Genomic DNA, 21,293 nt, shown 5'->3' with positions numbered 1-21,293 from the left:
CGGCGCTAACCCGCGCCCTCGATGCAGCCATCGGACCACCGCCCCGCCACGTTGATTCCCGGCGGCACCGTCTTCCCGCACCGCCACCTGCTGGGTATCGAAGGGCTGGAGCCGCACCAGATCACCTTCCTACTCGACGAAGCGGAACAGTGGATCGCCGCGAACCGCGCGCATGCCGAGCCCGACAAACGCCTGGCGGGCCTGACGCAGATCAACGCCTTCTTCGAAAATTCCACCCGGACGCTGTTGTCGTTCGAGATTGCGGGAAAGCGCCTCGGCGCGGACGTGGTCAACATGCACGCCGCGCAATCCAGCGTGAAGAAGGGCGAAACGCTGATCGACACCGCGATGACGCTGAACGCGATGCGCGCCGACGTGATCGTGATCCGCCATATGTCCAGCGGAGCGGTCGCGCTGATCGCGGACAAGGTCGACTGCCCGGTATTGAATGCTGGTGACGGTCGGCACGAACATCCGACGCAGGCCCTGCTCGACGCGCTGACGATCCGGCGGCGGCGGGGCGGAATCGCCAACAAGCGCGTCGTGATCTGCGGCGACCTGCTCCACAGCCGCGTCGCGCGATCGAACATCCTGGCGCTGACCGCGCTTGCGGCAGAGGTGCGCGTCTGCGCGCCGTCGACGCTGATGCCCACCGCGATTGACCGGATGGGCGTCACCGCCTTCACCGATTTCGACGCCGCGCTGGAGGGGGCCGACGTCGTGATGATGCTCCGCCTGCAGACCGAACGGATGGCGGGCGGGTATGTCCCGTCCAGCCGTGAATATCGCCTGCGCTACGGCCTGACGCTCGACCGGCTGAAGCGGACGCCGGGGGCGCTGGTCATGCATCCGGGGCCGATGAATCGCGGGGTGGAGATCGATTCCGCGGTCGCCGATCATGCCGATCAATCCGCCATCACCGAACAGGTCGCGATGGGCGTCGCAGTCCGCATGGCCTGCCTCGACGTGCTCACACGCCGCGCGCGCGGTGTGGAGGGTTGGGCATGAGCGCGGTGCCAGCGCTCCATTTCGTCAACGCCGATGTGCTGGGCGGCGGCAAAGAATTGTTCGTTCGCGACGGCGTCATCGCCGGTTCCGCCGACCACGCCAACGGGGCGACGGTGATCGACTGCGGCGGCAAGTTGCTCGCGCCCGCGATCGTCGACCTCGGCGTCGCGGCGATCGATCACGCCGCCTTCCGTGCAGGGGGAATCGTTCGTGTCGGGCTGATGCCCGATCAGTCGCCGGTGCTCGACGAACCCGGCATCGTCCAGCGTTCGGCGTTGATCGGCCGCCCCGACCTTTGGATTCACCCGATCGCCGCCGCCACCCGCGGCCTCGCCGGGCTCGACCTCGCGGAGATGGCGATCTGCACCTCGGCGGGCGCGCGCGCGGTCGGCACCGGACGGCGCTGGATCGCCGATTCGGGCGTGATGCGGCGCGTGCTGGCCTATGCGCGCGACCTCGACCTGGCGGTGATCGTCCATGCCGAGGACGGCGGCCTCGTCGCCGATGCGGTCGCCACGGAAGGCGAGACCGCCACCCGCCTAGGGCTGCCCGCTGCGCCGTCGCTGGCCGAGCCGCTGGCGATCGCTCGCGATATGATGCTGGCCGAGGAAACCGGCGCGCGGCTGCATATCCGGCAGGTGACGACGGCAGCCGGGTTCGACCTGATCCGCGCCGCCAAACGCCGCGGCGTGCGTGTCACCTGCGGCATCACCCCTGCGCATCTTTTGCTGTCGGACATCGCGATGAGCGACTTCCGCACCTTCGCGCATCTGTCGCCGCCACTGCGTTCGGAGGACGACCGCAAGGCCGCGCTCGCCGCACTCGCCGACGGCACGATCGACGTCCTTTGCTCGGGTCACGACCCACGCGGTCCGGAAGAAAAACGCTTGCCTTATGCCGACGCCGCCGCCGGAATGGCGGGCGCGGCGACGCTGCTCGCGCTGGGTCTGGGACTGGTGCGCGACGGCGTCGTCACGCGCGTGCGATTGTTCGAGCTCGCGTCGAGCAACCCCGCACAGATACTTGGTGTCGAAACCGGACGATGCGCGGCAGGACTCCCGGCCGACCTGATCCTGGTCGACCCGGATGCGCCGTGGCGGATCGATTCGGACGAACTGACTGGCCAGGCTGGCAACACCCCATTCGATGGCCTGCCGGTTCAGGGCCGCGTCCTCCGCGTCTTCAAGGGCGGCCGCGAACTCTGCAGCCGATCCGCCCTTTAGTGAACCGCGGGGGATATTCGAATGGAGCGCCTTGCCGCCACACCCGCCGGGATCGCATTGAGCCCACTCGACAAGATCGTTGACGGCGCGGCGCGGAATTTCGTGCTGGAGATGCGCGCGGGCCGGTTCCACGGGTTCGTCGTGCGACGGGGTGATGCGGTTTTCGGTTATGTCGATCGCTGCCCGCATATGGGGCTTCCGCTTGCACAAAAGCTCGACGACTATGTCGCGAGCGGCCGGATCGTGTGCAGCTGGCACGGCGCGATCTTCGCGATCGACAGCGGCGAGTGTCTGGGCGGCCCATGCCCGGGCGCCGCGCTGACGCCGTGGCCGGTCACCGTTCGACACGGAACAATCTTCACCGTTTGAGCTTATGTTGCAATTCCGTGACGTCGCACGCACACTGCGCAGTCAACAGGAGTCGACATGGCGCGCGTTGCGGCAAACGGTATCGAGATCGAATATGAGGACTTCGGCGACAGGGATGCCCCGCCGGTCCTGCTGATCATGGGGCTCGGCGCGCAACTGGTGCGCTGGCCGATGCCGTTGGTCGACCAACTCGTCGAGCGCGGGTATCGCGTGATCCGCTACGACAATCGCGATGTCGGGCTTTCCACCAAGCTGGACGCGGCAGGCACGCCCAATATCGTGATGATGGCGGCGTCGAAATTTCTCGGCCGCAAGCCGGTCGCGCCGTACACGCTGACCGACATGGCGGCCGACGGCATCGGACTGCTCGATGCGCTGGGCATCAGGGCCGCGCATATCATGGGCGCGTCGATGGGCGGGATGATCGCGCAGTTGATCGCGGCGGGTTGGCCCGCTCGCACGCTGTCGCTTACTTCGATCATGTCGACTACCGGCAATCCGTCGCTTCCCTTCGCACGGCCGCGCGCGACCGGGGTATTGATGCGCCGGCCGCGTGGCGACGATATCGAATCGATCGTCGCGCACGGGGTACTCGCGGCGAAGGTCATCGGCAGCCCCGCCTATCCGATCGCCGATACCGATCTGGCCGAGCGCGTTCGCGCCGAAACCGAACGCGGCCACTATCCGCCGGGCTTCACGCGGCAGATGGCCGCGATCATCGCCGACGGCGACCGGCGCGATCGGCTCCGGACGATCGCAGCGCCGACCGTCGTGATCCACGGCAGCGACGATCCGCTCGTCAACGTGGCGGGCGGCCGTGATACCGCGGAGAGCATCTGCGGCGCGCGTTATGTCGAGGTGCCCGGCATGGGCCACACCCTCCCCGGCGCATTGATCCCGGTCGTTCTCGACGCGTTTGAAACGGTTTCAAAACCGCCGCTCGCCCGCGCCGCCTGAGGCTTGCGCTCGTTCGTATGGCTTCTTTGTAAGCTATTCGACAGTCACCGATTTAGCCAGGTTCCGCGGCTGATCCACGTCGGTCCCCTTGGCGACCGCGACGTGGTACGCTAGCAATTGCACCGGCACCGCATATACCAAGGGCGCGATCAGCGGATGGACTTTCGGCATCTCGATCGTCGCGATCGTGTTCTCGCCCGCCTGTGCGATCCCCTCCGCATCGGAAATCAGGACCACTTGCGCGCCGCGAGCTTGCGCCTCCTGCATGTTGCTGACGGTCTTGTCGAATAAAGGGCCGGACGGAGCGATGACGATCAACGGTACTGAATCGTCGATCAGCGCGATCGGGCCGTGCTTCATCTCACCTGACGCGTAACCTTCGGCGTGGATGTAGCTGATTTCCTTCAGTTTCAACGCACCTTCCAGCGCCAGCGGATATTCGGGGCCGCGGCCCAGGTACAGCACGTCGCGCGCCGCCGCGATCTTTGGTGCGATCGCCTCGATCTCCTCATCGTGCGCCAGCGCCGCGCTCATCGCTTCGGGCACCTGCTGGAGGTGCGCAACGACCTCGGCTTCGTTGGTCAGCCGACCGCGCGCCCGCGCCAGGTTGGTGGCGAGCGCAGCCATCACCGCGAGTTGGCACGTGAACGCCTTGGTCGAGGCGACGCCGATCTCCGGCCCCGCGTGGGTCGGGAGCAGCAGGTCGACCTCGCGCGCCATCGAACTGGTCGGCACGTTGATGATACCCGCCGTCGTCACACCGCCGGCCTTCATATGGCGCAGCGCGGCGAGCGTGTCCGCGGTTTCGCCGCTTTGCGAGATGACGATGCCGAGCGTGTTGGGCAGCAACACCGGATCGCGGTAGCGATATTCGCTCGCCACATCGACCTCGACCGGCAGCCGGGCCATCTGCTCGATCCAGTATTTCCCGATCATCCCGACATAGGATGCGGTGCCGCACGCCACGATCACGACGCGCTCGACCGTCGACAGGTCGAAATCGGTATCGGGCAGTGCGACCTGCGCCTCGAGCGGACGGAGGTACGACCGCAACGTCTGCGCGACGACCACGGGCTGTTCGTAAATCTCCTTCTGCATGAAGTGACGGTGGTTGCCCTTGTCCATCAACTGGCCCGACGCGCCCGAATTGACGATCGGCCGCTCGACCGCATTGTTGTCGCGATCGTACACCTCTACGCCCTCGCGCGTGATCGCGACCCAGTCGCCCTCCTCCAGATACGCAATACGCTGCGTTAACGGCGCGAGCGCCAGCGCATCGGAGCCGAGGTAGTTCTCGCCGTCGCCGTAACCGACGGTCAGCGGCGCGCCGAGCCGTGCGCCGAGCAGCAGGTCGGGATGCGTACGGACCATGACGCCCAGCGCGAACGCGCCGTGGAGTTGCGGCAGGACCGCAGCAAGCGCAGCGCGCGGCTCGGCCCCGCGCTCGATCTCTCGCGCGATCAGATGCGCGACGACCTCAGTGTCGGTCTGGCTGCGAAACTCGCGACCTTCCGCGACAAGCATGTCGCGCAAGGGTTTGAAATTCTCGATGATTCCGTTGTGCACCAACACCACGTCACCCACGATATGCGGGTGCGCATTGTCCACGGTCGGCGCGCCATGCGTCGCCCAACGCGTGTGCGCGATCCCCGCCGCACCGGGCAGCGGTTCCTCGGCCAGCCGCTTGGCAAGGTTCACAAGCTTACCCGGCGCGCGACGACGGTCGAAATCGCCATCGTGGACGGTGCAGATGCCGGCCGAATCATAGCCGCGATATTCCAGCCGCTTCAGACCGTCCAGCAACCGGTCGGCAACATCACCGTGCCCGAGTATTCCAACGATACCACACATTTAGCGGGCTTCCTTCTTGCGCGCGCTCATCATTTCCCGAAAACGTTTTGCCCAGTTGGGCTTGGCAGTCTGTGGCGGTCGGACCAGCGCCAGCGCGTCGGCCTCGACATCCGCAGTTACCACCGATCCTGCCGCCACGATCGCGCCATCGCCGATCGTGACCGGCGCGACCAGCGCCGAATTCGATCCGATGAACGCCCCCGCACCGATCGCAGTACGATATTTGAAAAAACCGTCATAATTGCAGGTGATCGTCCCCGCCCCGATGTTCGCGCCCGCCCCCACATCAGCATCGCCGAGGTACGTCAGATGGTTCGCCTTCGCGCCCTCGCCCAGCACCGTCTTCTTCACCTCGACGAAATTGCCGACGCGCGAGTTCTTGCCGAGCACCGCGCCGGGCCGCAGCCGGGCATACGGGCCGACCGACGCGCCTTCGCCGACGGTCGCGCCTTCGAGATGGCTGAACGCATGGATCACCGCGCGATCCGCCACGGTCACGCCGGGGCCGAACACGACGTTCGGCTCGATCCTAACATCGCGCCCCAGCGCCGTATCATAGGCGAACCACACCGTATCCGGCGCGGTCAGCGTCACGCCATCGATCATCGCCTGCGCGCGCCGCCGCTGCTGCCAGCCGAGTTCGACCGTCGCCAATTCCCCGCGACTGTTGACGCCTGCGACCTCGTCCGTTTCTGTTTCTATCACCGCGGACCCGCGCCCATCGGCGGCGGCCAGCATCACGACGTCGGGCAGGTAATATTCGGCCGCCGCATTGTCGTTGCCGACACGGGCCAGCAGCGCGAACAGATCGTCGCTGCGCACCGCCATCAGTCCCGAATTACATAGCGTTACGCCACGCTCCTCAGGCGAGGCGTCCTTATACTCGACCATCCGTGCGATCCGGCCGTCAGCGTCCGCGATCACCCGCCCATACGCCCCCGGATCATCGGGACAAAAGCCGAGCACCACCGCCGCCGGCGCATCATCGGCGTGCAGCCGCTCGGTCATCCGCCGCATCGTCTCCACCCCGACCAGCGGGACATCGCCATACAGGATCAGCACGTCGCCGGTGAAGCCGTCCAGTGCACGCTCCGCCTGTAGCACCGCATGACCGGTGCCGAGTTGCTCGGTCTGATGCGCGACCGCGACACCCAGCGGTGCGACCGCCGATTCGACCTGTTCGCGCCCGGCCCCCACCACCACCACGGTGCACGCGGGCGACAGCGCCTCCACGCTGGCGAGCAGGTGCAGCAGCATGGGCCGTCCCGCGATCGGATGCAGCACCTTGTGCAAATCGGATTTCATGCGTGTGCCCTTGCCGGCGGCAAGGACGATCGCGGCAAGCGGGCGATTGGTCATCGCCACGCCCTGCCACCGGAAACTTGCCATTTCCATAGCAACGCGTCACCGCGCGCAACGATGACCAGCTTTCGCTTCGATATCGTCGGGTTCGATCTCGACGGGACATTGCTCGACACCAGCGGCGATCTCGCCGCGGCGGTGAACCATGCGTTGGCCTCGATCGGTCGCACGCCGCTGACCGTCGAACAGGTGAAGCCGATGATCGGCGGCGGCGCGCGGCATATGCTGGCGCAGGGATTGGCGGCGACGGGCGGATGCGACGAGGCGGAGCTCGACCGGCTGCACGACCTGCTGCTCGGCTACTATGAGGCGAACATCTGTGTCCACACCGCGCCATACCCTGGCGTGATCGCAGCGCTGGATGCGCTGGCCGAATTGGGGCCAAAACTGGCGGTCGTGACGAACAAGAAGGAAGCCTTCGCGCTGTCGGTATTGCGCGCGGTCGGACTGATCGACCGCTTCGACTGCATCTTAGGCGGCGATGCGCTCGGCCCGGGCAGAGGCAAGCCCGCACCCGACCTGATCGAGGCGATGGTCGCGCGATGCGGCGGGGGACGTGCGGTGTTCGTCGGCGATTCGATCTATGACGTCACGGCGGCGCACGCGGCGGGACTGCCGGCGATCGCGTGCAGCTTCGGCTTCGTGACGGGTCCGGTCGCGGAGTTGGGTGCGGACGCGATCATCGATCACTTCGACGAACTGCTACCCGTGCTGAACCGCATATGACCGCGCGCGAACACCTGACCTTCTGGCGCTTGCTGCTGGCCGTGGCGATCACCGTCGCGATTGTGATGGCGCTGCTGCCGACCCCGCCGATGGTCCCGGCCAGCGACAAGACCCAGCACATGGCGGCATTCGGCGTGCTGACGGTGCTGTCCGCGCTCGCCTATCCGATGGCGCGGCTGTATCGGATCGGCGAGCGGCTGTCGTTTCTGGGCGCGATGATCGAGGTGGCGCAGTCCATCCCTGCGCTACACCGCGATTGCGACATACTGGATTGGGTCGCGGACACGTCGATGATCGTCGCGGTGCTGGTGGTGATCGCTCTCGTCAGGAGCCGTCGCGCCGTCGCGCCTTGATCCACAGATGCCGCGCCAGCATCGCGGGCGGCATCCGCATCCAATGCGAGCGGACGTAGAAGCCCAATCGCGTGACCGGCCAGATCGCGCGTCCCCAGCCGTCGCGCGCCAGCAACCGCCGCCGGATCAGCGGATCGAGCGCGTCGCGCTGGCGCCAGTCGTCGGGGATCGGCGTGCCGTACAGATCGTTCGCCTGCCGCGCCGCCCGCGCCACGACCGCGCCCGCCTCATGCTCCGCGGCGCGCGCGGCGAGTTTCAGCCAGAAGGAGTCGTCGCGGTCCGAGAACTCGCGCAGCAGCCGGTCGATATCCCACAGGTTGCGCAGCCCCCCCGACAGGTCGCCGTCCGCGAACAGATGGATCGCCGCGTGGACGACCATATCCTCCTGCGACAGGATCGAAAGCCCGCCCTCCAGCGGTTCGGCTGCCGCCAGCAGCTTCGCGGGGTCGGGCGTGATCCGGGCCGTGGGGGGAAGGATCGTATGGTGGACGTCGATCATCCAGTCGCGCTCGCGGTGGATCAGCGGCGGCAGTTCGTGCATCCAGCGGCGATAGTAATCGTCGTCATAGGGATCGGGCTTTACCCACTCCCAGCCCGCCGCGAGCAGCGCCGCCTCCACCGCATCGAGCGACGCACGCGGCACGAGGATATCGAGATCACCGATCGACCGCCCCTGCCCCGCGTCGAGCCCCGCAGCGACGAACGCCGTGCCCTTCAACAGCACGACCGGGCAGCCGAGCGGCGTCAGCGCCCGCCGCGCCATCTCCGCTTCCCACAAGGCGTGGCGACGACCTTCGGCGGCATCGGCGCGCGCATCCTCAAGGATCGCGGCGGCGCGCGGCGGGACGGCCAGGCCGTTCAGTCGATGCGCAAGGCTGCCAATCAATTGCTCCGCGCGCGCCATCGTCAGCAACTCGGCCCATCCGGCGGGATCGAGCGTCAGGCACGTCCCCGGATCGGTGAGCGTGCGGACGAGCAGGGTCGCGTCGCTCACCGCACCAGATCCTCGATCATCCGCGCGGCGGAAGCCATGTCGGGATAGTCGATCGCCGCCATCGGCACGGTCGAGACGAAGCGGGTCAGCGCGTCGAACCCGCGTTCGCCCAACGCGACGTAGTTGGTCGACGCCTGCGTCAGCCGCACGAACGCCTCCCCCGCCCCTACAGGCCGCTGTTCGGCAACGCTGCCGAAGCGCGGGAACAGCAGCAAGGCGGAGGTGGCGGGCGTGTCCATCATCGCGATCGCGCGCGCGTCGGGCACAAGATGCCGGATGTCGCCCTTCGGCGTTCCCGCGATCAACGGACCGAACATGGCCGCGGGCAAGGCCGCACGCGCCACCGCAATCGCTTCGTTCTTCAGACTCACCAGCCGCGGAAAAGCGTGGACCAGCCCCGTCACTGGATCGAGCAACGCGAATTCGTCGCCCATCAGCCGCCAGCCGCGCGCCTGAAGCAACGCAGCGAGCGTCGATTTCCCCGCGCCCGATTCGCCCGTCATCACGATCGCGCGCCCGTCGCGCTCGACCGCCGAGGCATGGAGCAGCAGGAAGCGCCGCTGCCCCAGCGCCATCTGCAGGTTCATGCCCATCTCGGCCGCGAGCAGCCCCTGCGACAGCGGCAACGGCAAGGCGTCGGGCAGTTCGTGATCGCCGGTCAGGCGGATCGACGGACGGATAAAGCGCCGCCACGGCCGCACCGCCTCAAGCCGGACGGTGAAGTCGGCGATGCCGTCGGCGGGGGCGGGATAACCGGCGTACAGCGTGCGCAATTGGTCGATCGGCGCGCGCCAGTCCGATCCTATGCGAAACCCCGCGGGGCCGATCCGCACCGCAAAGTCATGCCTCATGCCGCCTCGACTAGCCCGGCTTCCCCCAGTTCGTCGAGTCGCGCGATCAGCGCGTCGCGCCCGCCGTCGACCAGGTCGAACGCCGCCTCGATCTCGTCCGCCGTCCGCCACCGGCCTGCCAGTTCGTCGAGCAATTCGGGAACGGGCGACACGACGAGATGCGTCGTCGCCGACGCGCGGTGATAAATCGCGACGATATCGTCCAGCGGCACGATGCGCAGGCCGTCCGCGGGCGGCGCGCGCCACCGCGTCGCGGGCACCGTTATTTCCGCGGCATCTGGAGCGAGGCGTAGCAGGTGAAGCCGCTGGTCCCGCTGCGCAATCGCGACACGTATTTCAGATACGCACGGCTGCGTTCATATTCGATACCGGGCAGGTTGCCGCCGCCGGACAACGCTCGCCGCACATCCTCGCCCTTCAACGGTCGCGGCGGCGGGGCATATGCGCCCTTGGTGCCCGCGGCGACGACATTGCCGTCCTTGTCGATATAGCCGCCCGCGCGGCTCGGGTCGGGGACCGGGATTTCGCACGTCAGCACCGACCCCATCGTCTGCGCCATCGCGGGACGGATCGACACGATCGACGCCGCACCGACCGCGCCCAGCATCAACGCGCGGCGCCGAGTAGGATGGATCGGCTGGTCAGGATCGGTAATGTCGCTCATCGCATCCCTTATCGCTGATGCGCACTTCCATATTCCTAACGCGCGGACAAGGAGATGCGCGGATACGTTCCACAGCGGGACGTTAACCACGACGCGGGACGCGCGATCAGATAAGCGGGTGGCGTGTTAGAGGGAATCACGTTCCGGACCTGGCTTGGGGCCGCCATCGTCGCGATCACCGCGGGGATCGTCTTCGTCCTGTTCGATGTCCAGGCGGCCTTGCTGATGCTCGCGGGCGGAGTCGCGGCATTGCTGACCGCGACCAGCGGCGACGACCGCACCGCACCCGACGATCGCGTCGTGATGCCGGACGAGCCGACGACGCCGACCGACGCCATACTGGAGGCGATCGTCGAGCCGGTGCTGCTGGTCCGCGACAGCCGCGTCGCCTTCGCCAACAGCGCGGCGAAGACGTTGCTCGGCGCGCATATCGTCGGCGAGGATGCGCGCACCGCGATCCGCCATCCCGCTGCGGCCGGGCATCTGCTCGACCAGCGCGTGGGGGACGTGCTGCAACCGATCGAACTGGTCGGGCTCGGCACGCTAGACCAGCGCTGGGAAATGCGCGTCGCGGCACTGACCGACGGCACGCGCGTCGTCCACCTGATCGATCGCACCGGCAGCTATGCGGCGGAACGGATGCGCGTCGATTTCGTCGCCAACGCCAGCCACGAACTGCGCACGCCGCTGTCGTCGATCCTCGGCTATGTCGAAACGCTCGCCGACGCCGCGGGGGAAGAGCCCGAAACCCGCGCGCGGTTCCTGAAGATCGTGCTGGACGAGGCGCACCGGATGGAGCGGCTGGTCGAGGATCTGATGAGCCTGTCGCGCATCGAGGCGGAGAAATTCCGCCTGCCGGACGCGACCGTCGACCTGTCCGAACTGATCGACGAAGTGCAAGCCGAACTGGTCGACGCGCACGACGGCCGCGGGCGCGACGTGACGGTCGATGTCGCGAACACGATCCCGCTGGTGACGGGGGACCGGGTGCAATTGTCGCAATTGCTCCACAATCTGATCGGCAATGCGATGAAATACGGCAAGGCGGGCACGCCGATCCGCGTGACGCTGACCGCCGATGCGTCGCGCACGATCCGGCTGGTGGTGACGGACGAGGGCGACGGCATCGCACCCGAGCATCTGCCCAGGCTGACCGAGCGCTTCTACCGCGTCGATCCGGGTCGCAGCCGCTCGCTCGGCGGCACCGGGCTCGGGCTCGCGATCGTCAAGCATATCGTCGAGCGCCACCGTGGTCGCTTCGATATCGCCAGCACATTGGGTCAAGGCACACGCGTCACCGTGACGCTTCGCGGCGTAGAGGCCGTTTCGGCCGCGTCTGTCATCAAGGCGTAACGCGCATGTCACACGGGCTCGCTCGTCGCGGTCGCGCCGTCGCCGATCGCTTTGGGGTAATCATGATTCGCGCCAGCGCGCTTGCCGCCATGTCGATGCTCGCGCTCGCCGCCTGCCACGATCAGGCGGGCGGCGGCGGCGCAGGATCACGCGACCAGATAAAGGCGGTCGGATCGTCGACGGTCTATCCCTTCACCACGATCGTCGCCGAACAATATCTGTCGAACAATCCGGGCGCGAAGCCGCCGGTGATCGAATCGACCGGCACTGGCGGCGGCATGAAATTGTTCTGCGCGGGCGTCGGCGCGAATCATCCCGACATCGCCAACGCATCGCGCCGGATGAAGAAGGGCGAGTTCGAAACCTGCGCGAAGAACGATGTCGGCGCGGTGCTCGAAATCCAGGTCGGGATCGACGGGCTGGCCTTCGTCGAGGCGAAGAACGGGCCGAAAATGGCTTTGACCACGACCGACATTTATCGCGCGCTGGCCGCCGCGCCCGATGGCAAGCCCAACACCGCGCGGACATGGCGCGACGTGAACCCCGCGCTGCCCGCAACCCCGATCCAGGTTTACGGCCCGCCATCGACCAGCGGCACTCGGGACGCGCTGGCCGAACTGATCCTGACCAAGGGCTGCGAGGCGAACGACCCCGCGGTGAAGTCGCTCGACACCGACGCGAAAGAGGCGCGCTGCATCCGCGTGCGAGAGGACGGGCCGTATGTCGACGCAGGCGAGAACGACAATCTGATCGTCCAGAAACTGCAGTCGAACCCCAATGCGATCGGCATCTTCGGCTACAGCTACTTGGAAGAGAATGCGAATGCGGTGAACGGCGTCGCGGTGAACGGCGTCGTGCCGACCTATGAGGCGATCGCCGACGGCAGCTATCCGGGCGCGCGGCCGCTCTACATCTACGTCAAGAAGGCGCATCTGAACGCGATTCCTGGGCTGAAGCGCTTCCTGATTCAATATGCCCGGCTGTGGGACCGTGACGGGCCGCTGGTGCGACGCGGGCTGATCGCGGCCCCCGCCGACGTGCAGGCGAAATCGGCCGCGATCATCCGCGACGAAACTCCGCTCGACGGCGCGGCGCTTCACTGATGTCTGCCTCCGCGCTCCTTTTCCTCGTCGTCGCGCTCGGCCTGATCGGCTGGCTCAGTGGGCGGGCGCGCGCGGCGCGCTTCCGCAAAGGATCGCGCGAGCGGTTCAGTTCGCTGACCGGGCATTACGGCTGGTGGGTCGCGCTCTGCACCGTCCTGCCGCCGCTGATCTTCCTCGCGGTCTGGGCCTTCACCTCGCCCGCGCTGGTCACCGATGCCGTCTTGGCGACCCCCGCCGCGGCGCAACTTCCCCCGCCGGGGTTCGAACGCGCGTCGATCCTGTCGGAGGCGCGCAATCTCGCCCGCGGCGACGCTTATGGCGCGTTCAACCAGCTCTCGAACACGCTTGCCCCGGCCTATGCCTCGGCGCAATCGCGCTACGACTGGATCGCGACCGCCTTGTCGGTGCTGCTGGCCTTCGCAGGCGGCGCGTTCGCGTTCCTGCGCGTCGCGCCGCGCTTTTCGGCGCGCACGCAGGTCGAACGCGTCGTCATGGTGCTCCTGCTCGCCGCCTCGCTGATCGCGATCCTCACTACGATCGGCATCGTCGCCAGCCTGGTGTTCGAAAGCGCGCGGTTCTTCCGGATCGTGCCGGTGGCCGATTTCCTGTTCGGCACGCATTGGAGCCCGCAGGTCATCGACGCGCGCGATCCGGGCGCGAGCCTTGGCGCGGTGCCGCTGTTCTGGGGCACGTTCTTTATCGGCGCGGTCATCGCGATGCTGGTCGCGATCCCGTTCGGCCTGATGAGCGCGATCTACCTGACGCAATACGCCAAGCCGAACACGCGCAAGTGGATGAAACCACTGCTGGAAATTCTCGCGGGCGTCCCGACCGTGGTGTACGGCTATTTCGCCGCGCTGACCGTTGCGCCGGCGGTGCGCGATTTTGCGGTCGCGCTCGGGGTCAGTTGGGCGTCGTCCGAAAGCGCGCTCGCTGCGGGACTGGTGATGGGCGTGATGATCATCCCGTTCGTCTCGTCGATGGCCGACGATTCGCTCGCTGCCGTGCCATCTTCGATGCGAGACGGCAGTCTGGCGATGGGCGCGACGCCTTCGGAGACGATCAAGAAAGTGCTGGTTCCCGCCGCCTTGCCCGGTGTGGTCGGCGGCGTGCTGCTCGCCGTGTCGCGCGCGATCGGCGAGACAATGATCGTGGTCATGGCCGCATCCGGCGTCGCGACGCTGACGCTGAACCCCTTCGCCAGCACCACCACCGTCACCAAGCAGATCGTCGACCTGCTGACCGGCGAAGCGGCGTTCGACAGCGCCAAGACGCTCGCCGCCTTCGCGCTGGGGCTGACCTTGTTCATCGTCACGTTGCTCCTAAACGTCGTCGCGCTGATGGTCGTGAAACGCTATCGGGAGGCGTATGAATAAGCCCGCGCCCGCCGCGCCGGAACGCGCCCCGACCAACTGGACGACCGCCGCGATGCAGCGGCGTATCCGTGGTCGCTATGCCGCGGAACGCCGGTTCCGGATGCTCGGGCTGGGCGCGATCATCGTGTCCGCCTCGTTCCTGGCGTTCCTGCTCATCTCGATGTTTTCGCAAGGCGCGAGCGGGTTCACCGAAACGCGCGTGGCGCTGCCGATCGACTTCGCGAAGTCGGGCATGGCGCTAGACCCGGAACGCCTGCGCGGTCCGGGCGCCGACCTCGCACTCTCGGGCGCCGGTCTGGAAGGCGTCGTCGACACCGCCGCCGGAGCCGCGTTCGGCGCGGTCGGCGGGTCTGACATCCTGTCCGACGGGGCGTGGGTGCGCGTGCGCGATGCGGTGAAGGCCGACCCCTCATTGCTGGGCCGCAGCGCCGCTATCGAAGTGCCGGTATCGAGCGCGATCGACGTCGCCGCCAAGGGCAATGGTGCGCCAGAGGCCGAAGCGGTGGTCGCGAAGCTCGGCGACCGCCTGTCGCGCGGGCTGAATTTCGACTTCTTCGGCGGCGCGGATTCGACCGATGCGACCCGCGTCGGCATCTGGGGCGCGTTGAAGGGATCGTTGCTGACGATGCTCGTCACGCTCGCGCTCGCCTTCCCGATCGGCGTGCTGTCGGCGCTGTACCTCGAGGAATATGCGCCGAAGAATCGCTGGACCGATCTGATCGAGGTGTCGATCAACAATCTCGCCGCGGTGCCGTCGATCATTTTCGGCTTGCTGGGACTGGCCGTTTTCCTCGGCACCTTCGGCCTGCCGCGTTCCGCCCCGATCGTCGGCGGGCTGACGCTGGCGCTGATGACGATGCCCGTCATCGTCATCGCCGGGCGCAACGCGATCAAGGCCGTGCCGCCATCGATCCGCGACGCGGCGCTGGGCGTCGGGGCCAGCCCGGTGCAGGTAGTCTTCCACCACGTCCTGCCGCTCGCGCTTCCCGGCATCCTGACCGGCACGATCATCGGCATGGCGCGTGCGCTGGGCGAAACCGCGCCGCTGCTGATGATCGGAATGCGCGCGTTCATCGCCGCCCCGCCGGACGGCTTCCGCGATCCCGCGACCGTCCTGCCGGTACAGATCTTCCTGTGGTCGGACGAGGTCAGCCGCGGTTTCGTCGAAAAGACCAGCGCCGCGATCATCGTGCTGCTCGTCTTCCTGCTCGCGATGAACGGCGTCGCCATCTACCTCCGCAACAAATTCGAGACCCGCTGGTGATGATCAACGACGCGCCCAAGATGACCGCCGATCACGTCAACGTGTTCTATGGCGCGAAGCAGGCGATCAACGACGTCTCGATCAAGGTGTATCAGGACAATGTCACCGCCTTCATCGGCCCCAGCGGCTGCGGGAAATCCACGTTCCTGCGCACGCTGAACCGGATGAACGACACGGTCGCCAGCGCGCGGGTCGAGGGCAATATCCAGCTCGACGGCGAGGATATCTATTCGAAGGACATGGACGTGGTGCAGCTGCGCGCGCGTGTCGGCATGGTGTTCCAGAAGCCTAATCCGTTCCCCAAATCGATCTACGAGAACGTCGCCTACGGCCCGCGCATCCACGGGCTGGCCACGGGCAAGGCCGAACTCGACCGGATCGTCGAACAGTCGCTGCGCCGCGCCGGGCTGTGGGACGAGGTCAAGGACCGCCTGACCGACAGCGGCACCGCACTGTCGGGCGGGCAGCAGCAGCGGCTGTGCATCGCGCGCGCGATCGCGGTCGACCCGGAGGTGATCCTGATGGACGAGCCGTGCAGCGCGCTCGATCCGATCGCCACCGCCAAGATCGAGGAACTGATCCACGAACTGCGCGGCCGCTATGCGATCGTCATCGTCACGCACAATATGCAGCAGGCGGCGCGCGTCAGCCAGAAGACCGCCTTCTTCCACCTCGGCCAATTGGTCGAATACGGCGATACGTCAGACATCTTCACGAACCCGCGCCAGGAGCGCACCAAGGACTATATCACCGGCCGCTACGGCTGAGTGAGGGGAACAGAGCATGGCGACCGGCCAGGAACATACCGTCAAGGCGTTCGACAACGACATCGGGGAAATCCGCGGGCTCATCAGCCAGATGGGTGGACTGGCCGAGGAAGCGATCGCGGGCGCGATGAAGGCTTTGCAGCGCGGCGACCTGGAACTCGCCGCGCAGGTAAAGGCCGACGACAAGAAGATCGACGCGATCGAGGCCGAGGTCGAGAAAATGGCGGTGCGCATCATCGCGTTGCGCGCCCCGATGGCGAACGACCTGCGCGAAGTCGTCGCCGCGCTGAAGATCGCCGCAGTGGTCGAGCGGATCGGCGATTACGCCAAGAACATCGCGAAGCGCGTGCCGATGATCGAGAGCGAACACCGTATCGAGCCGATCTCGATACTGCCCGCGATGGCGAAGATGGCGTCGGAAATGGTCCACGACATCCTCGACGCCTTCGCCGCTCGCGACGCGGACGCCGCGATCGAGATCGTCGAACGCGACAATGCGCTGGACGATTTCTACGACAGCATCTTCCGCACGCTCGTCACGCACATGGTCGAAAATCCGAAAACGATCAGTCAGGTCGCGCATTTGCTGTTCGTTGCGAAGAACCTTGAACGCATCGGCGATCATGCGACGAACGTCGCCGAAATGGTTTATTTCGCTGCGACCGGCACACAGATGGCCGATCGCGAAAAGCCCGAATACGACTGAGAGGAAGTACGATGGCACGCGCCCGTATGTTGTTGGTTGAGGATGATTCCAGCCTCGCCGAACTGTTGATCTGGCATTTCAAGCGCGAGGATTTTGAGATCGCGCACACGATCGATGGGGAGGAGGCGCTGCTGCTGGCGCGCGAAAAGGTGCCCGACATCGTCCTGCTCGACTGGATGGTCGAAGGGATTTCGGGAATCGAGGTCTGCCGCCGGCTGCGCCGCACGCCCGAAACGCAGAACGTGCCGATCATCATGCTCACCGCGCGTGGTGAAGAGGAAGATCGCGTCCGTGGGCTCGAGACGGGCGCGGACGATTACGTCACCAAGCCGTTTTCGCCGCGCGAACTGGTCGCGCGCGTCGGCGCGGTGCTGCGGCGGGTACGGCCAGGGCTTGCAGGCGAATCGCTGATCTACGGTGATCTCGAGATGGATACTGTCGGGCACAAGGTCCGTCGTTCGGGCGAATTCATCCCGCTCGGACCGACCGAATTCCGCCTGCTGAAGCATTTCCTGGAGCATCCCGGCTGGGTGTTCTCGCGCGAGCGTCTGCTCGACGCGGTATGGGGCCATGACAGCGATATCGAGAGCCGGACGGTCGACGTTCACATCCGTCGGCTACGCAAGGCGATCAACGACGGCGGACGTCCCGACATCATCCGCACCGTACGTTCGGCCGGTTACGCACTCGATTCGGGCGCGTAATCATTCGCCCTATCTCGAATCGCTAACGAAACGATGGACCCTTCCCGGAACTTGCGCGTTGGCCAGCACGCGTAATTCGACGTTTCTGTCGTTCCCAAAAGGAGAGTTCCGCATGAAATCGTTTCTTCTGGCCGCCGCGGCGGTAATCGCCGTTCCAGTCGCCGTTCCGGCCATCGCGCAGGACCAGACCACGCAGCCCGCACCTGCTGGCGAAGCGCCTGCACCGACCGACCAGACCGCGCCGCCCCCGGCCGACGCGGCGACGCCCCCCGCCGCTGACACGATGACCACACCGCCAGCCGATCCGGCCGCACCTGCGCCCGCGCCTGCCGATCCGGCTGCGCCCGCCCCGGCCGCCGATCCTGCGATGCAGGCTCCGCCAGCACCGGCGGGCGATCCCGCGATGGCGCCGACGGCGGCTCCCGCCCCAGCCGCGGCAGGCGATCCGAACGCAGCCGACCCCTCAGGCGGCTATCAGCCCGCAGGCCCGGCGACGCAGGGCACGCCCGCACCGGGCGCAACCGTGCGCTTCCAGCCCGCGTTGTCGCCCGATCAGGCGTATCCTGCTCCGGCTCCGCTGAAGTCGTATCCGACCTGCAAGAAGGGCCAGTACGACAATTGCAAGAACCCCGGCGGCCGGTGACCGGCACATCGGGCGGTTGCATCCGCCCGATTGACGTTTAGGGAAAGGCGCTCATTCCATCTGGAGGGAGCGCCTTTTCCATGCCTGACACGATCCGTTTCGATAACAAGGTTGCGATCGTCACCGGAGCTGGCGGTGGTTTGGGCCGCGAATATGCGCTCGAACTCGCACGGCGCGGCGCGAAGGTCGTGGTCAACGACCTCGGCGGCGACCGCACCGGCACCGGCGCATCCGACGCGGCGCAAAAGGTCGTGGCGGAAATCGAGGCGATGGGCGGCGAGGCGATCGCCAACGGCGCAAGCGTCACCGAATATGACCAGATGGTCGCGATGGTGGCGCAGGCGAAGGAGAAGTGGGGCGGTGTCCACATCCTGATCAACAACGCCGGCGTGTTGCGCGACAAAACCTTCACCAAGATGGAGCCGACCGACTTCGAGTTCGTCGTGAAGGTCCACCTGATCGGATCCGCCTATGCCACCAAGGCGGTGTGGGATCTGATGCGCGAACAGAATTACGGCCGCATCCTGATGACCGCGTCGTCGACCGGGCTGTTCGGCAATTTCGGCCAGGCGAACTACGGTGCGGCGAAGCTCGGCCTCGCCGGGCTGACCAAGACGCTGTACCTCGAAGGCGCGAAGAACAACATCAAGGTCAACACGATCGCGCCCGTCGCGGGCACGCGGATGACCGAGGATCTGTTCCCCGAACAGGCGTTCAAGGCGTTCTCCCCCAACAAGGTCGTGCCCGCCGCATTGTATCTGGTCAGCGAAGACGCGCCGACCAACCAGATCGTCGGCGCGGGCGCGGGCGTGTTCCAGGCCAGCTACGTCACGCTGACGCCGGGCAAGCTGCTGACCGGCGACGATCTGTCACCCGAGGGCGTGGCGGCGCATTGGGCAGAGATCACCGACCGCACCGGCGAGATCGTGCCCGATTCCGGCGCGGGCCAATCGATGCTGATCGGCGCGAAACTTCAGGGGAAGTAAGCGAAAGGCTATCCCGGACGCCTGTTCGGGATAGCCTTATTCGTCGACCAGCTTCATCAGCCGCCGTTCTACTGGCGCGAGCACGGGAGCAAGTTCGTGCCCGCGTTTCAGCACCGCACCCGCTTCGTTGACCAGCGCCCACATCCCCTGCTTCCCCCGCAGCGACGGGCGCTTCTCGATGCGCACTTCGGGACGCTCGGCGCTGCGGCGGAAGGCGGCGAAGACGGCGGCGTCACGGCCGAGCTCGATCGCATAATCCCGCCAATGTCCGGCCGCGACCATGCGGCCGTAAAGGTCCAGGATGCGGGTCAGTTCCAGCCGGTCGAAGCCGATCTGGCTTGGCTTGCCGATCGGTAGCGGGAACGGGCTGACCGTTCCCATCAGGCGCGCGTCGCCTCACGATCAGGGGATTCGTGTTCGTCGAGCAGCGCGTCGAGCCGCTTCTTCATCGTCTGCAACTCACATCGCAGCAGTTCGACCTTCTGCGTCTGTGGATCGAACATCTCGCTGCACGGAGTGCCGTAAGGAACGAATTTCTTGTCCGCGGCCTGTCCGCCTTCGACCACTGTCGGACGCGCCGGAATACCCACCATCACCGCGCCTTCGGCCACATCCTTCGTGACCACCGCATTCGCGCCGACCCGCGCGCGCGCGCCGACGGTGACGGGTCCTAGCACCGCCGCGCCCAGTCCGACGATCACGCCATCGCCGATCGTCGGATGGCGCTTTCCCGCAACGCCATTGTCGGGGCTGGTGCCGCCGAGTGTCGCGCCCTGGTAGATCGTGACGTTATCGCCAATCTCGGCCGTCTCCCCGATCACCACGAAGCCATGATCAATGAAGAAATTGCGGCCAATTTTCGCGCCCGGGTGAATGTCGATCGCGGTCAGGAAACGCGACCAATGGTTTATCACACGGGCGAGAAAGAAGAATCGCCGCCGGTACAATCGGTGCGCGACGCGGTGGTATGCCAGCGCCCAAACGCCCGGATAGGTCAGGATTTCGGCGCGCGAATGCGGGGCCGGATCGCGTGCACGAATCGAATCGAGATAGTCGGTCAATCGCGACATGCCGCGTCCCCTTCAGCGTCACCACGCATCTAGGATTTCGAACCGGCGATTTCCAGCACCGGATAATCGCAACCACTATCGTGCAAATCACACCTATCTTGTAGAGATTGGTTTCCTGCGCCATGTACGCCGTTCAATCGCTGGAAGGGGACTGGCGTGGAAGTATCGATGGCGACGCTGGAGGCGTTGCTGCCGTTCGTGCTGGTCGGCTTTGGCGCGCAGATCGTCGACGGGGCGCTGGGCATGGCGTTCGGTGTGATCTGCAACACATTACTGGTCGCGGTAATGGGCGTCGCGCCTGCCCGCGCGTCCGCGAACATCCACATCGTCGAAACTTTCACGACCGCGGTGTCGGGGATCAGCCATCTGATCCACGGCAACATCGACAAGGCGCTGTTCCTGCGGCTGCTGATCCCCGGCATCATCGGCGGGGTGACCGGCGCCTACCTGTTGACCAATGTCGACGGCAATGTCGTGAAGCCCTTCGTGCTCGGTTACCTGGTGCTGGTCGGCATCTATCTTCTTATCCGCGGCATCCTGTTTCCGCCCAAAGCCGCCAAACCGAAGGTGGTCGAGCCGCTTGGGCTGATCGGCGGGTTTCTCGACGCGGCTGGCGGGGGTGGATGGGGACCGATCGTGACGTCCAACCTGCTGGTCCAGGGCGTCGAGCCGCGCAAGGTCGTGGGGACGGTCAATTCGGTCGAATTCTTCCTTACGTTGACCGTGTCGGCGACGTTCATCTATCATCTCGGTATCGAGGATTTCGCGGTGACCACGATCGGATTGCTGATCGGCGGCATCGCCGCGGCGCCGCTGGGCGCGATCATGGCGAAGAAGATTTCGACCAAGATCATGCTGATCCTGGTCGGCATCGTGCTGACGATCACCAGCACCTATGGCTTTATCAGCGCGGTGCTGTTGTAGAAAGCGCTTCGTTCGACCGGCGCGCCGCTTTATCTCGAA

The 21,293-nt window shown here is 66.3% G+C and carries 24 protein-coding genes; 16 read left to right on the top strand and 8 right to left on the bottom strand.

What is annotated here, in order from left to right; translation table 11 throughout:
• The first annotated feature begins 21 nt into the window (after window positions 1-21).
• The 4 genes from M0208_RS16940 to M0208_RS16925 are packed head-to-tail and all read left to right on the top strand — an operon-like array spanning window position 22 to window position 3,557.
• On the top strand, window positions 22-1,008 hold the full coding sequence (locus M0208_RS16940; protein WP_258892838.1) for an aspartate carbamoyltransferase catalytic subunit: 987 nt from the start codon (window positions 22-24) through the stop codon (window positions 1,006-1,008).
• Complete coding sequence (locus M0208_RS16935; protein WP_258892837.1) at window positions 1,005-2,231, top strand: dihydroorotase family protein; 1,227 nt, start codon at window positions 1,005-1,007, stop codon at window positions 2,229-2,231. Before M0208_RS16940 ends, M0208_RS16935 begins: the two co-directional genes overlap by 4 nt.
• Before the next feature lie 21 nt (window positions 2,232-2,252).
• Window positions 2,253-2,600: a Rieske (2Fe-2S) protein gene (locus M0208_RS16930; RefSeq protein WP_258892836.1), complete on the top strand. Its 348-nt coding sequence runs from the start codon at window positions 2,253-2,255 to the stop codon at window positions 2,598-2,600.
• A gap of 57 nt (window positions 2,601-2,657) precedes the next feature.
• Window positions 2,658-3,557, top strand: coding sequence for an alpha/beta fold hydrolase (locus M0208_RS16925; RefSeq protein ID WP_258892835.1), 900 nt, complete (start codon window positions 2,658-2,660; stop codon window positions 3,555-3,557).
• Between the two features lie 33 nt (window positions 3,558-3,590).
• Here the strand turns inward: M0208_RS16925 and glmS are convergent, their stop codons facing one another.
• Complete coding sequence (glmS, locus tag M0208_RS16920; protein WP_258892834.1) at window positions 3,591-5,408, bottom strand: glutamine--fructose-6-phosphate transaminase (isomerizing); 1,818 nt, start codon at window positions 5,406-5,408, stop codon at window positions 3,591-3,593.
• Complete coding sequence (glmU, locus tag M0208_RS16915) at window positions 5,409-6,797, bottom strand: bifunctional UDP-N-acetylglucosamine diphosphorylase/glucosamine-1-phosphate N-acetyltransferase GlmU (protein WP_258892833.1); 1,389 nt, start codon at window positions 6,795-6,797, stop codon at window positions 5,409-5,411.
• 30 nt (window positions 6,798-6,827) lie between these two features.
• Here glmU and M0208_RS16910 point away from each other — a divergent pair, with 30 nt between their 5' ends.
• Window positions 6,828-7,496, top strand: a complete 669-nt coding sequence (locus M0208_RS16910; protein ID WP_258892832.1) for an HAD-IA family hydrolase — start codon at window positions 6,828-6,830, stop codon at window positions 7,494-7,496.
• Window positions 7,493-7,849: a hypothetical protein gene (locus tag M0208_RS16905; RefSeq protein ID WP_258892831.1), complete on the top strand. Its 357-nt coding sequence runs from the start codon at window positions 7,493-7,495 to the stop codon at window positions 7,847-7,849. The genes M0208_RS16910 and M0208_RS16905 overlap by 4 nt, the downstream gene beginning before the upstream one ends.
• Here the strand turns inward: M0208_RS16905 and M0208_RS16900 are convergent.
• Genes M0208_RS16900 through M0208_RS16885 form a run of 4 tightly spaced genes read right to left on the bottom strand, consistent with a single transcriptional unit; the run spans window position 7,821 to window position 10,358 of the window.
• Complete coding sequence (locus M0208_RS16900) at window positions 7,821-8,843, bottom strand: nucleotidyltransferase family protein (protein WP_258892830.1); 1,023 nt, start codon at window positions 8,841-8,843, stop codon at window positions 7,821-7,823. The genes M0208_RS16905 and M0208_RS16900 overlap by 29 nt on opposite strands.
• Complete coding sequence (locus tag M0208_RS16895; RefSeq protein WP_258892829.1) at window positions 8,840-9,694, bottom strand: HprK-related kinase A; 855 nt, start codon at window positions 9,692-9,694, stop codon at window positions 8,840-8,842. The genes M0208_RS16900 and M0208_RS16895 overlap by 4 nt, the downstream gene beginning before the upstream one ends.
• Complete coding sequence (locus M0208_RS16890) at window positions 9,691-9,954, bottom strand: HPr-rel-A system PqqD family peptide chaperone (RefSeq protein WP_258892828.1); 264 nt, start codon at window positions 9,952-9,954, stop codon at window positions 9,691-9,693. The genes M0208_RS16895 and M0208_RS16890 overlap by 4 nt, the downstream gene beginning before the upstream one ends.
• A 2-nt stretch (window positions 9,955-9,956) precedes the next feature.
• Window positions 9,957-10,358, bottom strand: a complete 402-nt coding sequence (locus tag M0208_RS16885) for a hypothetical protein (RefSeq protein ID WP_258892827.1) — start codon at window positions 10,356-10,358, stop codon at window positions 9,957-9,959.
• A gap of 123 nt (window positions 10,359-10,481) precedes the next feature.
• Between M0208_RS16885 and M0208_RS16880 the strand changes: the two genes are divergently transcribed.
• From M0208_RS16880 to M0208_RS16840, 9 genes are all read left to right on the top strand, one after another.
• Window positions 10,482-11,711, top strand: coding sequence for an ATP-binding protein (locus M0208_RS16880; RefSeq protein WP_258892826.1), 1,230 nt, complete (start codon window positions 10,482-10,484; stop codon window positions 11,709-11,711).
• Window positions 11,712-11,773: 62 nt separating this feature from the next.
• Window positions 11,774-12,814, top strand: coding sequence for a substrate-binding domain-containing protein (locus M0208_RS16875; RefSeq protein ID WP_258892825.1), 1,041 nt, complete (start codon window positions 11,774-11,776; stop codon window positions 12,812-12,814).
• Entirely contained in the window at window positions 12,814-14,190 is a 1,377-nt protein-coding gene (gene pstC / locus M0208_RS16870; RefSeq protein ID WP_258892824.1) for a phosphate ABC transporter permease subunit PstC, read from the top strand. Before M0208_RS16875 ends, pstC begins: the two co-directional genes overlap by 1 nt.
• Window positions 14,183-15,454: a phosphate ABC transporter permease PstA gene (gene pstA / locus M0208_RS16865; protein ID WP_258892823.1), complete on the top strand. Its 1,272-nt coding sequence runs from the start codon at window positions 14,183-14,185 to the stop codon at window positions 15,452-15,454. Before pstC ends, pstA begins: the two co-directional genes overlap by 8 nt.
• On the top strand, window positions 15,454-16,221 hold the full coding sequence (pstB, locus tag M0208_RS16860) for a phosphate ABC transporter ATP-binding protein PstB (protein WP_258893294.1): 768 nt from the start codon (window positions 15,454-15,456) through the stop codon (window positions 16,219-16,221). Before pstA ends, pstB begins: the two co-directional genes overlap by 1 nt.
• Window positions 16,222-16,237: 16 nt before the next feature.
• Window positions 16,238-16,927 (top strand): phosphate signaling complex protein PhoU, encoded by a 690-nt coding sequence (gene phoU, locus M0208_RS16855; protein ID WP_258892822.1) that lies wholly within the window; start codon window positions 16,238-16,240, stop codon window positions 16,925-16,927.
• Window positions 16,928-16,938: 11 nt separating this feature from the next.
• Window positions 16,939-17,631 carry a phosphate regulon transcriptional regulator PhoB gene (gene phoB, locus M0208_RS16850; protein WP_258892821.1) on the top strand — a complete coding sequence of 231 codons (693 nt, stop codon included), beginning with the start codon at window positions 16,939-16,941 and terminating at the stop codon, window positions 17,629-17,631.
• A 112-nt stretch (window positions 17,632-17,743) separates the two neighbouring features.
• A complete protein-coding gene (locus M0208_RS16845) occupies window positions 17,744-18,274 on the top strand; it encodes a hypothetical protein (RefSeq protein WP_258892820.1) in 531 nt (176 codons plus the stop codon).
• A gap of 80 nt (window positions 18,275-18,354) precedes the next feature.
• Entirely contained in the window at window positions 18,355-19,260 is a 906-nt protein-coding gene (locus M0208_RS16840) for an SDR family NAD(P)-dependent oxidoreductase (RefSeq protein WP_258892819.1), read from the top strand.
• Between the two features lie 36 nt (window positions 19,261-19,296).
• Here M0208_RS16840 and M0208_RS16835 read toward each other — a convergent pair whose 3' ends face one another.
• Together M0208_RS16835 and epsC are read right to left on the bottom strand one after the other, a co-directional pair.
• The gene (locus M0208_RS16835; protein ID WP_258892818.1) at window positions 19,297-19,641 is read right to left on the bottom strand and encodes a DUF2794 domain-containing protein; all 345 of its coding nucleotides are present in this window, start codon (window positions 19,639-19,641) and stop codon (window positions 19,297-19,299) included.
• Window positions 19,641-20,330: a serine O-acetyltransferase EpsC gene (epsC, locus tag M0208_RS16830; protein ID WP_258892817.1), complete on the bottom strand. Its 690-nt coding sequence runs from the start codon at window positions 20,328-20,330 to the stop codon at window positions 19,641-19,643. Before epsC ends, M0208_RS16835 begins: the two co-directional genes overlap by 1 nt.
• A 168-nt stretch (window positions 20,331-20,498) precedes the next feature.
• On the opposite strand from epsC, the gene M0208_RS16825 reads away from it, so the two are divergent.
• On the top strand, window positions 20,499-21,254 hold the full coding sequence (locus M0208_RS16825) for a sulfite exporter TauE/SafE family protein (RefSeq protein ID WP_258893293.1): 756 nt from the start codon (window positions 20,499-20,501) through the stop codon (window positions 21,252-21,254).
• Window positions 21,255-21,293: the final 39 nt, after the last annotated feature.

This window comes from Sphingomonas sp. SUN019 (genome assembly GCF_024758705.1).
Classification (GTDB): Bacteria; Pseudomonadota; Alphaproteobacteria; order Sphingomonadales; family Sphingomonadaceae; genus Sphingomonas.
The sequence above is the reverse complement of the archived record's forward strand: the minus strand, read 5'-3'. Positions and strand labels throughout refer to the sequence as shown.

Bases quoted from the DNA above. Each gene is read 5' to 3' on its own strand.
- M0208_RS16940 (WP_258892838.1), top strand. From the start codon at position 22: ATGCAGCCATCGGACCACCGCCCCGCCACGTTGATTCCCGGCGGCACC.
- M0208_RS16935 (WP_258892837.1), top strand. From the start codon at position 1,005: ATGAGCGCGGTGCCAGCGCTCCATTTCGTCAACGCCGATGTGCTGGGC.
- M0208_RS16930 (WP_258892836.1), top strand. From the start codon at position 2,253: ATGGAGCGCCTTGCCGCCACACCCGCCGGGATCGCATTGAGCCCACTC.
- M0208_RS16925 (WP_258892835.1), top strand. From the start codon at position 2,658: ATGGCGCGCGTTGCGGCAAACGGTATCGAGATCGAATATGAGGACTTC.
- glmS (WP_258892834.1), bottom strand. From the start codon at position 5,408: ATGTGTGGTATCGTTGGAATACTCGGGCACGGTGATGTTGCCGACCGG.
- glmU (WP_258892833.1), bottom strand. From the start codon at position 6,797: ATGGCAAGTTTCCGGTGGCAGGGCGTGGCGATGACCAATCGCCCGCTT.
- M0208_RS16910 (WP_258892832.1), top strand. From the start codon at position 6,828: ATGACCAGCTTTCGCTTCGATATCGTCGGGTTCGATCTCGACGGGACA.
- M0208_RS16905 (WP_258892831.1), top strand. From the start codon at position 7,493: ATGACCGCGCGCGAACACCTGACCTTCTGGCGCTTGCTGCTGGCCGTG.
- M0208_RS16895 (WP_258892829.1), bottom strand. From the start codon at position 9,694: ATGAGGCATGACTTTGCGGTGCGGATCGGCCCCGCGGGGTTTCGCATA.
- M0208_RS16885 (WP_258892827.1), bottom strand. From the start codon at position 10,358: ATGAGCGACATTACCGATCCTGACCAGCCGATCCATCCTACTCGGCGC.
- M0208_RS16875 (WP_258892825.1), top strand. From the start codon at position 11,774: ATGATTCGCGCCAGCGCGCTTGCCGCCATGTCGATGCTCGCGCTCGCC.
- pstC (WP_258892824.1), top strand. From the start codon at position 12,814: ATGTCTGCCTCCGCGCTCCTTTTCCTCGTCGTCGCGCTCGGCCTGATC.
- pstA (WP_258892823.1), top strand. From the start codon at position 14,183: ATGAATAAGCCCGCGCCCGCCGCGCCGGAACGCGCCCCGACCAACTGG.
- pstB (WP_258893294.1), top strand. From the start codon at position 15,454: ATGATCAACGACGCGCCCAAGATGACCGCCGATCACGTCAACGTGTTC.
- phoU (WP_258892822.1), top strand. From the start codon at position 16,238: ATGGCGACCGGCCAGGAACATACCGTCAAGGCGTTCGACAACGACATC.
- phoB (WP_258892821.1), top strand. From the start codon at position 16,939: ATGGCACGCGCCCGTATGTTGTTGGTTGAGGATGATTCCAGCCTCGCC.
- M0208_RS16845 (WP_258892820.1), top strand. From the start codon at position 17,744: ATGAAATCGTTTCTTCTGGCCGCCGCGGCGGTAATCGCCGTTCCAGTC.
- M0208_RS16840 (WP_258892819.1), top strand. From the start codon at position 18,355: ATGCCTGACACGATCCGTTTCGATAACAAGGTTGCGATCGTCACCGGA.
- M0208_RS16835 (WP_258892818.1), bottom strand. From the start codon at position 19,641: ATGGGAACGGTCAGCCCGTTCCCGCTACCGATCGGCAAGCCAAGCCAG.
- epsC (WP_258892817.1), bottom strand. From the start codon at position 20,330: ATGTCGCGATTGACCGACTATCTCGATTCGATTCGTGCACGCGATCCG.
- M0208_RS16825 (WP_258893293.1), top strand. From the start codon at position 20,499: ATGGCGACGCTGGAGGCGTTGCTGCCGTTCGTGCTGGTCGGCTTTGGC.